Raw genomic sequence first — 10,494 nt, 5'->3', positions numbered from 1 at the left:
CCGGCGGGACTGACCGCCGATCCCGACGCCTATGACGCATGGTTCCGTGCCAAGGTGCAGGAAGCCCTGGACGATCCGCGTCCGGCAAAGGCACAGGCCCAGGTGATGCAGGATGCCCAGGCGCTGATCGACGGGAAACGACGTACCCGATCTTGAATGGAAGGCCGCGGCCATCGCCGACCTTCTGGCGATCATCGACTACATCTCCGACGACAATCCAGATGCCGCTCAGGCCCTCAAAGACGAGGATGAGGCTAAAACCTCAAGATTGCCAGAGCATCCTCAGATGTACCGTCGGGGCCGCGTCGACGGCACCCGCGAAATGGTTGTGCGCCCGCACTACATCGTGGTCTACGCTGAAGACCCCGACACCGTGACCATCTTGCGCATCCTGCACGCCGCACAGCTATGGCCCTGATCGGGATGGTCTGAAGCCGTCCCAATTCGTGGCCCTCTCGAAACCTTAAAAGTGAAGAGAGGGCTTTCTGTCCTGTCAGACCCGCAACCTGATTCAAAGGGTATACGACATGGCCAAGCACAGCTCGCATTCGCGATCTCGATGCCATCGAGGCCGATATCCTCCGCAGCGACGCGGCCGCCCAATCGCCCAGAACCGCAAGAACGCCCTATTCGCAGGCTAGGAAGTCAGAACTGACAACTCGGCGGTCATCGCCTCACTCATTGAGACCTGTACGATGAACGGCGTCGATCCCCTAGTATGTCGGTCGACCACTATCGTCGCCATCGTCCAAGGCCACAGGCATAGCTAGATCAACGATCTTCTTCCTTGGAACTACGGCTTGACCGTGTGGTCGGGACACCGATTACATTTTGCTAATTGATAATGAGAATACTCAACATGCCTCTCATGCGCTATGTTACAGCGTACTAACATAATAGAAGTGTTACGTTTGCGATTCATTTAGTTTAGTCAACGCCAGTCCTTTTAGTCCAAGGATTGCACGTGCCTCATCCGGCGTCGCGATCTCGTGCCCGAGGTCTTCGAGAATGCGCCGCACCTTGCTAACCTGCTGGGCATTGCTCTCGGCAAGCTTGCCGCGACTGATGAATAGAGAGTCTTCCAGCCCGACCCTGACGTGCCCTCCCAGCTGCGCCGCGGCAGTCGCCAGCGGTATCTGGGCTGAACCGGCGGCAAGGACCGACCAACGGTATTTGTCGCCGAAGAGCTTGTCGGCCGTCTTCTTCATGTAGAGCAGGTTTTCGAGATCGGCGCCGATACCGCCCAGGATGCCTAGCACGAACTGGATGAAAACAGGCGCTATGAAGAGACCCTGATCAACGCAGAATTTGAGATTGTAGAGGTGCCCGACGTCATAGCATTCATGCTCGAACCGGACGTCATGCGGGGCGAGTTGCCTTGCCGCATTGCCGATATCGGCAAAGGTGTTTCGAAAGATGAAGGCGTCGGACCCGGTCAGGTAGTTCTTTTCCCAGTCGAACTTCCAAGTGTCATACCGCTTGGCCAGTGGATGGAACGAGAAATTCATCGATCCCATATTCATCGAACACATTTCGGGGGAGAAGGTCAGCGCGGGCCGGATGCGCTCTTCCACCGTGTTCTGAAGGCTGCCACCGGTCGAAATGTTGATGACCGCATCGGTTGCGCGGCTGATTTCAGGCAGAAAGCCGCGAAAGGCGTCGGGGTCAATGGTCACCCCGCCGTCTGCGGAACGACGGGCGTGCAAATGCAGGATCGCCGCCCCTGCCTCGGCCGCCTCGATGGACTGCGCGGCGATATCTTCGGGGCGGTAGGGCAGCGCGTCCGACATGGTCGGGGTATGAATTGCGCCGGTGATGGCGCAGGTGATGATTGTCTTTGCTTTGGCCACATCGGGCTCCTTCATGGCTTGAATTACGAAAGAATTGCTACGGCCCGCGTCCAGCCAGCCGATCCGGCGGCGACCTTGACCGGCAAACAGATCACGTCGAATCCCGTGGACGGAAGACTGTCGAGGTTCGTCAGCTTTTCGAGATGGCAATAGGCCCGGTCCTTGCCTGCTTTGTGCCCCTCCCAGATGATTGAGGCATCTCCGCTTTCGGCATAACGACTGGCAGTAGCGGAAAAGGGCGCGTCCCAACTCCAGCCATCGGTACCGGTCACGCGGACTCCCATGTCGAGCAGATGAAGTGTCGCTTCACGTCCGACCCCGCAGCCTCGGTCGATATAGTCTTTCGCACCAAAGGCCGCCCCCGCCGATGTGTTCACCAGCACGATTTGCAGCGGGGAAAGCGTGCAGCCGATCCGCTCCAATTCGGTGTCGATATCGGCGGGTGTGACAATGTATCCGTCCGGGAAATGGCGGAAGTCCAGCTTCACCCCGGGTTGGTAGCACCAATTCAGCGGCACTTCGTCGATCGTCCAGGCGCGTTCGCCGCCGTTCATTGTCGGATGGTAGTGCCAGGGCGCATCTAGGTGGGTGCCGTTGTGGGTGCTCAGCGTCAACGTCTCGACTGCCCAGCCGTGTCCGCCGGGCAAATCTTGACGCGACAGGCCGGGGAACTGGGCGCAGAGCACCTCGGCGCCGCGGTCATGGGCGACATAGTCTATGACCGGCACCTGAAACGGCGGATCTGCCGGTGTGAACGCGTCTATGGGGATGGACAGGTCGATAATTTGGCGCATGGTGCTTGCCTCAGTAGAGTTGCGAGGGCAGCCAGAGGGCGATCTGCGGAAAGGCGATCAACAGGCCGATGGCCGCCAGCGACATCACGACGAAGGGCGCGACACCGCGGAAGATCTCGGCCAGCGGAACCTCGGTCGCGATGGACCGCAGGACGTAGCAGTTGAACCCGACCGGCGGCGTGATCAGCCCGATCTCGACGATGATGGTCAGCAGGACCCCGAACCAAACCGCGTCGAAGCCGAGCGAGGTGATGACCGGGAAGACCAGCGGCAGGGTCAGGACCAGCGTACTGATCCCGTCCATGATCATGCCCAGGAAGATGTACATCGCCACGATCAGCAGCAGCACGGCATAGCGTCCTAGCCCCGATCCGGTGATAGCGGTCACCAGCGTCGTGGTGACGTCGGTCAGCACCAAGAACCGTGAGAAGAGCGTCACCGCGATGAAGACGGTCATGATCATGATCGACAGGCGCGCGGTCTGGACCGAAGCCTGCAGCAGGCGCGCCATGGTCAGGCGGCGCATCGCCAGCAGCACCACCAGTACGGCAAAGGCCCCGACCCCGGCGGCTTCGCTGGCCGTGAAGAGGCCCACATAGATGCCGCCCACCACGATGATGAAGATCAGCGCGATCGGCAGGACGTTGACCAGAGATGCGAGCTTTTCGCGCATCGTGAACCCCGGACCGGCGGGGCCGACCTGCGGATCGGACAGGCAACGACCCAGGATGTAGAGGCAGAACAGGAGCGTCATCCCGAAGGCCGGGATGATCCCGGCCATGAAGAGCCGTCCGATGGATGTATCGGTCCACAGACCGTAGAGTACCATCAGCAGGCTGGGCGGCATCAGGATGGCAATCGTGCTGGCCGAGGCGATAGCCCCCGTCGACAGCCGGTTCTGGTAGCCGAAGCGCTGCATCTCGGGCAGGGTGATGCTGCCGACCGTCGCGACCGAGGCCGCGCTGACCCCAACCACAGCCCCGAACAAGGTCGACGTGGTTACCGCCGAAATCGCCAGGCCTCCGGGAAGGGCACCCAGCCACTTGTAGAGACAGTCGTACAGGTCGCGGCCGATGTTCCCGAGCGCGACAAGGTAGCCCATGAAAATGAACATCGGGATCGAGACAAAGATGAACTCCGTCCCCTGGCTGTAGAAGGCGGAATAGAGTTGAGAGGTCACCTGATCAAAGGAAAAGACCCAGGCATTTCCGGCAAGGGCGACCAGCATCGTTGCGAGTGCGATTGGGACTCCAAGAACGATCAGTCCCACCATAGCGACCAGCGCGAGGATTCCGACGGCGAAGAAGCTCATGGCATTTCGTCTTTCTTGAGGCCAGTGACGACCGAAGCCAGCACTGACAGGCAGAAGAGGACACACGAGAGGGCGATCAGCGTCACGAAGGGCCAGACAGGCATCCCAAGGGTGATAGTCGCCTCTCCGGTCTTCATGTAGAGCGGCACGAAATGGATCGCACGCCAGGCGACGATCCCGCCGAAGGCCAGCGCGGCACCTTGGGTAAGCAAGTCTACGACATGTCGCATCACCGGGCCGTAGTGATCGTACAGGATATCCATGCGGACATGGCACCCGGTGCGCAGGCTGTCGGGCAGCGCGAAGACGATGGTAAGCAGCAGGCCCATCCCTACGAGGTCGTATGCTCCGACGATCGGCATACCCGCCACGTAGCGCAGGATCGCGTCGAACCCGGTGAGAAGCGTCACGGCCACGAGAGCCAGGCAGGACCCGTAGCGGAAGAGCGACGCGTTTATGGAGGTCAGTATGCGTATCATGGCGGGTTTCTCCCTCAAAAGGCTGCGACGGCCGGCGATGATCCGGCCGCCGCAGCCGCTCAGTTTGTGGTTTGGAAACCAGAGATCAGGCCGGTCAGCGGCTGATCCAGCAGCTTCTGGAACAACTCGTCATCGCTCATCGCCTCGTACTTGGCTGTCAGAGCCTTGTAGTCTTGCAGGAACTGGGCCGCAGGCAGGCCTTTGGCTTCAGTGGCGGAAACCCAGTCGTCGATGGCGGGTTGGACGGCATCCTTCCAGCGCTGCATCTCTTCGTCCGACAGCTCCACGAAGGCCACACCGCTGGCGGCCATCTCGTCGCGGGCACGGGCGGCATCGGCGTCGAAATACAGCTCCATCTCGGCGTGGTTGAACTTTTGCAGCCAGAGATAGAAGGCGCCTTTCAGATCCTCGGGCAGGTCATCGAAGAAGGCCTTGTTCAGGCAATATTCCATCGGCGTGCCGGTCAGGTTCGCGACGGTGCGCGACTTGGCCAGTTCGCTGAGACGGAAAAGCTTGGTGCCCGCGTCATGCATCGGAGTCACGTCCAGCACACCGCTCTGCATCGAGACATAGAGGTCGGACGGCGGCAGCGCGACCGGCACCGCCCCAAGGGCCTTGAGAACGGCCGTCGGGATTTGGCCGATACCCCAAACCTTCTTGCCCGCCATGTCCTCGAGCTTTTCTACCGGCGCGCCGGTGGTCAGCAACTGGTTCGGCGGCGTCGTGCCGGACCGCGCCAGATAGACGCCCTTGGACTCGTAGGCGTCGCGGAAGTAGGTCGGATACAGCTCCTGAATGGCCATGGAGCTGGCTGTGCTGCGGTTCACGAGGAACGGCATTTGCAGACCCAGCTGCAGGTCGAACCCCGCCGGGTTCATCGAGACATAGCAGCTCGACATCTGGGCGACGCCGGATTCGACGACCTCGAAGGCCCCGCGCTGCGCATCGGCGAGCGAGCTGGCCCAGTAGGGCTTGATCACCAGCTTGCCGCTCGTGTCAGCCGCCAGCCTGTCGAAGGCCTGTTGCCAGATGTCCGTGACAATAGACCCGCCCGGCGCGATGAAGGTCGAGAAGCGGATCGTGATGGGCTCGCCATCATAGGTGATCTCGGGCCCGGAATAGGGCAGATCGCCATCCAGCCATTGCCGCACCAGCGGCTTTGTCTCTTCCGCGTGAAGTCCGGTACCTGCCATCGCCAGCACCAGCGCGCCAACGGCGGCGCGCACCTTTCCTGTCAACTGACTCATCAGTTCCTCCCTGAAAACTGTTGGGTTTTGGTTATTTCGCCGGAATGACCGGCAGCATCACATAGGCGTCGCCCGTGCGAAGGGTTGTGGTGCCGTCAAACGTGCCGTCAGGACGGTCCTTCTCATCGTCGTGAAGGAAGACCGAACAGCCGCGCTGTGACACACCGTAGATCTGCGGCATCGGTTCCGGCAGGCCGTTGTCGTAGTCCTTGCCGCCGATGCTCAGCGCGATGACATAACCTTTGGGCACCACGATCGACGACGGCCAGATCTCGACGTCGAGATCATAGAACTGTCCGGGCACCAGCGGTTGCACCTCGTCATGGGCATGGACCGGGCGATAGGGTTCGCTTCGCGCCGGGTCGAGCTTGCGGTGCGAGGCGCGAAGCCAGCCAAGCGAGATCGGCGCATTCGGATCGACGGCGCCGACGAACAACACCTCCTTGTCCTCGGGGTCGAAGACTCGCACGCTGACGAAAAGATCGGCGTCGGTGGTGGTCGAGGACGCGACGAGATGCGCCATCATCGGGCCGGTGATCTCGGTCGGCTGATCGAGCGGCGCCGAGCGGAAGGTCAGCACCTGGTCCTTTGCACGGAACGACACCTCTTGGGCCTCGGCCGGGGCAGTGGTCGTCAGCGCCATCCGCGTGGTGTCGAGGTAGAATTTCGTCCAGTCCGTGCGGGCCAGCGGCCATTCGGACTCTTCGCGTTCGACAAATTTGTCGATGTGGCGCACCTGCAGCAGGACCGGCGGCCGGCTGTCCCAGCCGTTGTCTTCGCCCTTCAGGAAGTGATCGAAGAACTGCTTCTGAAGCGCCACGCCGTAGTCGGTGTAGAATTCGGTCCAGTGTTCCAGCCCGTGTAACTCGAGCCACTTCTGGTCGGACCCGGCACGCAAAAAGCCCTCGACGTTTCCACGCAAGTGGAGGCCTTGTCCGCCCCAGTTGCCGCAGGAGAGCACTGGTACCTCGATCTCCTCGAGCGCCGCTATGCGGTCCTGAAAGAAGCGGTCGGTGATCAGATCATGCGCCAGGTAGTCGGCGCGAATGTCGGTGCGGTTGGCGGCGCGCTCTTCGTCGGATAGATCGACCTCGCCCGCGATGGACCGACCGGTCACCGGATTCTTGCGGCCCTTGCTGCCCAGCCCGAACTGTGCATTCGTCACCTGCATCGGATACCAGCGCACAAAGAAGGTCGACATGATCCCGCCGTGGCGAACCGCATCGCGGTAATAGTCCGACGCGCCCTCGAAAGGGCAGATCGCGGCGAGGTGCGGCGGCTTCTGCGCCGCCACCTGCCACTGGTTCATGGCATAGTAGGACACGCCCGCCAGCCCGATCTTGCCGGTGCTCCAGACTTGTTCGGCCGCCCATTCGATGCAGTCGTAATAGTCCTGAGTTTCTTGTGCTGAAAAGGGATCCACATAGCCCGGAGACATGCCCGATCCGCGCGAATCCACGCGGATGCAGATATAGCCGTAGGGTACCCATCTCTCCGGATCAGCAGTTTCCCAATTTGCGAATTCGGTAGTGGTGCCCTGCGCCACCTCCGGATGGTCGCGGGTCAGCATGTTCCATTGTGCGGGATAGCCTTCGGCAAACGACAGGCCTTTGGCATATGGGCCGTGGGACATAAGTACGGGAAACTGTCCCTCGCTATCGGGACGGTAGATATCGCAATACAGGACAGACCCATCACGCATCGGGATAGGCACGTCCCACTCCACGATCAAGCCGTTGCGCTGCTCTTTGCGTGGCTCAACAGTTCCTGAAATCAAATTCATTGCGGTGTCCTCCCTAACAACGCTAAGTCTTTTTGAACGGCTCATAACTGACTGTACGTGCGTCCAGTTCCTTACTCGGTAGGATGGAGGGTAGACCCTTGTCAACAAAAATCTCGGCTCCGAAAGCGGCACAGCAGAAGCGTAGGGCTATCATTGATGCGGCCGAAGCGCTGTTTGCAGAAAGTGGTTTCGACGCGGTGTCGGTACGAAATATCGCCGATGAAGCGGGCGTAAAGCTCAGCCTTGTAACGTACCACTTTCCCAGTAAGGATCAGATTTTCGAGACCGTCATTCAACGCCGCAGCGCACATCTATCAGAGTTACGGCGTGAACGACTTGCCGTTCGCCAGCACTCCGCGGCGTTCGATCTGCGCGACTTGGTCGAATGTTATACCTCACCGCTTCTTGACCTGATTAACGGCAATGACGAAGGCTGGAGGCACTACTCACACCTAATAGCCCAAGTTACGCAGTCGCGGCGATTCGCAGCGCTCATCTCACAGCAGTACGACGAGACCGCGCATGTCTATGTCGACGCTTTGATGAAGATTTTTCCGAAAGCGGACCGAGAAATGGCGATCCGAGCTCTCGTATATATGGTTTCGATAATGTTGGGTGTCTTCTCGTCTACTGGTCGGGTCGAGACATTGTCTGGAGGGAGCTATAGTTCTGAACCAATGGTTGCTTTTGCGAGTATGACTGAGTTCATCACCGGCGGGATCGAGCGAATACTGACCGCCTAACAAATGTACTGAAAGGCCTACCCCTCAGTACGATTTTCGGTGAAATGACTAGACGATTGTAGGGGAATAAGGCCTCGTCTCTAGGATTCGTTCCTGACTCGCCTTACGGCATCCCCTGCTCGGCTGCGCGTGTCGCAGGTGAGAACGGCCCTGCGGCCCGTCGCGCATTCGGCCATGCGGCCTCACCGCGGCGTGGCTCCCGGCATCCCGGTTTGCCCGTCTCGCGAGCAGGCCGCTCCCTGGCCGCTCCGCCGGACTGCGCTCTGGTCCGTTTTGCGGCGCAAAACGATCCCGCCGCTCCATCCGTCTCCCGCGTCCGGTCGCGCCCTTTACCTGCTCGCGTCGGGCAAACCTACCGTCAACAACACACACACATGAGTGCGGAAGCATATCCTCCGGATGGCCCCCGAATCAGCCCGCGTCAAGGATCGCAAAACTTTTCGGCGAGGGGGGACGGGGAGGAGAGGGCGGTCCAGTGTTCGATGCCATGCCTGTGGTGGGCGATGCGCCCGGAAAACTTTTGCGCCCGGCACGCCGGCGGCTTCGCCGTCCCTGACCCGGACAGATTCGGTGAACCAGACGTAGGGCCATGCCACCACACTCACGTTGTGGTTCCCCGAACATCTGGAGACACCAATATGACTTACGAGAACGCGAACGCCTACGAGACCATCGAACTTTTCGGCCTGACGGAGAAAGACGCGGAGCTGCCCATCCCCGAGGATCACGTCCTGACCGACAGCGTCGTCCGCGAGAGTTTCGAGGCCCTGCTCGGCCAGCTGCGCGGCACTGGTCTCGAGACCGAGATCGAACCGCTCGCGCACGGGCTCGCCACGATCCTGCAGCGCCGCAAGATCGCTCTCGGCAAGGAGCTCGACCGCACCGCCGACAAGATCGGCGCCCTGGCAAAATCCCATGACGGGTCGGAGATCGCGGAGACGGCCCTCGAAGAGGCGCAGGTCCGCTTCCTGCAGGTCCGCGAGATCGTCGGGGCCATCGAGGTGATGAGCGAGGCGGCGGCGGAATGCTACGAGGTCGAGACCGGCCACGCTTTCATCCCGGCCGCGGGATCGCGGGCCAGCGCTCGCGCACAGGAGACTGGAGCGGTCTTCGAGGCCCGGCAGTTGCTGGAACAGCATGATCGCGAGACAGCCGCGAAGTCGAAGGTCGAGGGGGTTCCCCTGATCGTGTCGGGGGCGACCGACTGGACCGATATCGACGTCATCTTCTCGACACTCGACAAGGTTCGCGAGCGCATCCGGCAGAACCGCAACCAGGAGATCTTCCTCTGCCAGAAGGGTGGCAAGCACGGGGCCGAGATGATCGCCGCCCGGTGGGCTCGGGCGCGCGGCGTCGCGCAGGCGCGCTTCGATCCGCGTTGGTCCGCACATGGGCGGGCGGCACCCTTCAAGTGCAACGATGAGATGCTGGACGACAAGTTTGCTGCGACGGGAGTTGTGCTCTTCGGAGGCAACGGGGTCGCGCTGAACCTCGGGCAGAAGGCCGAGGCGAAGGGACTCACCGTCATGCGGGTCGCCGATCCGGCGAAGAAGACGGCAGACGCGTGAATGAGAGAGGGTCGCCTTCGGGCGGCCCTTTCGTCGTTTTCTACGGCGCTTTCCACTGTTGTCCAGATTCGCCTTGCCTAGCAGATGATTGTTTTGATAGGCATGTTCGTGCCAAGCAAAATATTAAAGAGATAGGCATGAAGCCTCTCAGCAGCATTGCAATGAGCGCCTATACCGACTTGGTGCGTCTACTGAGAGATGACGCACTGTCGGGCATTGAAGGTACGCCGACGCGCAAGACCCGTGGTGAAAAGGCGTATTGGTATGCGGCGCGGCGCATCGGTACCGAGATGCGCTTCATCTACCTTGGGGAAGACAACGACGAGACCCGCACGCGCATCGAGCGTATCGAGGAATTGCGCGCCACGGCCAAGGAACGGCAGGCAGAGCGGGCCCGCTTAGTGCGTCTCCTGCGTGCCGAGGGCATGACGCCGACGGATCGCGCGACGGGCTCCATTTTGTCGGCTATGGCGGCTGCGGGGACGTTTCGTTTGGGTGGCACTGTCGTCGGCACGAACGCGTTTCGGCTTTATGAGGGTGAGCTTGGCATCCGGCTACCTCTTGGCGGCATGGCCAATACGGGCGATATCGACATCGCCCAGTTCGAGAGGTTGAGCGTGGCCCTGCAGGATCAGGTTGACCCGGGACTTGCCGAGACATTTTCGACGCTGAAGTTCGCACCCGTCCCGGGGCTTGATCGAGGGCGGACCTGGCGATG

General features: G+C 60.9%; 11 protein-coding genes and 1 pseudogene. 6 read left to right on the top strand and 6 right to left on the bottom strand.

The genetic code is table 11. From position 1 onward, the window contains the following. The first annotated feature begins 9 nt into the window (after window positions 1-9). The 3 genes and pseudogenes from A3764_RS26320 to A3764_RS25885 form a co-directional block, all read left to right on the top strand. Window positions 10-156 carry an antitoxin PaaA2 family protein gene (locus A3764_RS26320; protein WP_201722395.1) on the top strand — a complete coding sequence of 49 codons (147 nt, stop codon included), beginning with the start codon at window positions 10-12 and terminating at the stop codon, window positions 154-156. Window positions 157-172: 16 nt separating this feature from the next. Continuing rightward, entirely contained in the window at window positions 173-418 is a 246-nt protein-coding gene (locus tag A3764_RS03640) for a type II toxin-antitoxin system RelE/ParE family toxin (protein ID WP_082851144.1), read from the top strand. A 166-nt stretch (window positions 419-584) separates the two neighbouring features. Next, window positions 585-770 (top strand): annotated as a pseudogene (locus A3764_RS25885) (IS66 family transposase); the annotation flags it as partial. Between the two features lie 135 nt (window positions 771-905). Here A3764_RS25885 and A3764_RS03635 read toward each other — a convergent pair. Genes A3764_RS03635 through A3764_RS03610 form a run of 6 tightly spaced genes read right to left on the bottom strand, consistent with a single transcriptional unit; the run spans window position 906 to window position 7,510 of the window. Then, a complete protein-coding gene (locus A3764_RS03635; protein ID WP_269084759.1) occupies window positions 906-1,850 on the bottom strand; it encodes a 3-keto-5-aminohexanoate cleavage protein in 945 nt (314 codons plus the stop codon). A 23-nt stretch (window positions 1,851-1,873) separates the two neighbouring features. Further along, on the bottom strand, window positions 1,874-2,644 hold the full coding sequence (locus tag A3764_RS03630) for a cyclase family protein (RefSeq protein WP_067951204.1): 771 nt from the start codon (window positions 2,642-2,644) through the stop codon (window positions 1,874-1,876). A 10-nt stretch (window positions 2,645-2,654) separates the two neighbouring features. Continuing rightward, a complete protein-coding gene (locus A3764_RS03625) occupies window positions 2,655-3,956 on the bottom strand; it encodes a TRAP transporter large permease (protein WP_067951202.1) in 1,302 nt (433 codons plus the stop codon). Continuing rightward, window positions 3,953-4,435 (bottom strand): TRAP transporter small permease, encoded by a 483-nt coding sequence (locus tag A3764_RS03620; protein WP_067951201.1) that lies wholly within the window; start codon window positions 4,433-4,435, stop codon window positions 3,953-3,955. Before A3764_RS03620 ends, A3764_RS03625 begins: the two co-directional genes overlap by 4 nt. A 59-nt stretch (window positions 4,436-4,494) precedes the next feature. Further along, window positions 4,495-5,682: a TRAP transporter substrate-binding protein DctP gene (gene dctP, locus A3764_RS03615; RefSeq protein ID WP_067951199.1), complete on the bottom strand. Its 1,188-nt coding sequence runs from the start codon at window positions 5,680-5,682 to the stop codon at window positions 4,495-4,497. Between the two features lie 31 nt (window positions 5,683-5,713). Beyond that, complete coding sequence (locus A3764_RS03610; RefSeq protein ID WP_201722251.1) at window positions 5,714-7,510, bottom strand: CocE/NonD family hydrolase; 1,797 nt, start codon at window positions 7,508-7,510, stop codon at window positions 5,714-5,716. Between the two features lie 53 nt (window positions 7,511-7,563). Here A3764_RS03610 and A3764_RS26220 point away from each other — a divergent pair, with 53 nt between their 5' ends. The 3 genes from A3764_RS26220 to A3764_RS03595 all read left to right on the top strand — a co-directional run. Further along, a complete protein-coding gene (locus A3764_RS26220; RefSeq protein WP_161487248.1) occupies window positions 7,564-8,208 on the top strand; it encodes a TetR/AcrR family transcriptional regulator in 645 nt (214 codons plus the stop codon). 638 nt (window positions 8,209-8,846) lie between these two features. After that, window positions 8,847-9,776 (top strand): DUF2493 domain-containing protein, encoded by a 930-nt coding sequence (locus A3764_RS03600; RefSeq protein WP_067951191.1) that lies wholly within the window; start codon window positions 8,847-8,849, stop codon window positions 9,774-9,776. Between the two features lie 137 nt (window positions 9,777-9,913). Further along, window positions 9,914-10,494, top strand: a 581-nt coding sequence (locus tag A3764_RS03595; RefSeq protein ID WP_269085012.1) for a GSU2403 family nucleotidyltransferase fold protein, incomplete at its 3' end; no start/stop codon positions are given.

Origin of the sequence: Sulfitobacter sp. HI0129, assembly GCF_001635395.1 — a bacterium.
Taxonomy (GTDB): domain Bacteria; phylum Pseudomonadota; class Alphaproteobacteria; order Rhodobacterales; family Rhodobacteraceae; genus Sulfitobacter.
This window is presented reverse-complemented; position numbering and strand designations above follow the sequence as displayed.

Bases quoted from the DNA above. Each gene is read 5' to 3' on its own strand.
- A3764_RS03630 (WP_067951204.1), bottom strand. From the start codon at position 2,644: ATGCGCCAAATTATCGACCTGTCCATCCCCATAGACGCGTTCACACCG.
- A3764_RS03625 (WP_067951202.1), bottom strand. From the start codon at position 3,956: ATGAGCTTCTTCGCCGTCGGAATCCTCGCGCTGGTCGCTATGGTGGGA.
- A3764_RS03620 (WP_067951201.1), bottom strand. From the start codon at position 4,435: ATGATACGCATACTGACCTCCATAAACGCGTCGCTCTTCCGCTACGGG.
- dctP (WP_067951199.1), bottom strand. From the start codon at position 5,682: ATGAGTCAGTTGACAGGAAAGGTGCGCGCCGCCGTTGGCGCGCTGGTG.
- A3764_RS03610 (WP_201722251.1), bottom strand. From the start codon at position 7,510: ATGAGCCGTTCAAAAAGACTTAGCGTTGTTAGGGAGGACACCGCAATG.
- A3764_RS03600 (WP_067951191.1), top strand. From the start codon at position 8,847: ATGACTTACGAGAACGCGAACGCCTACGAGACCATCGAACTTTTCGGC.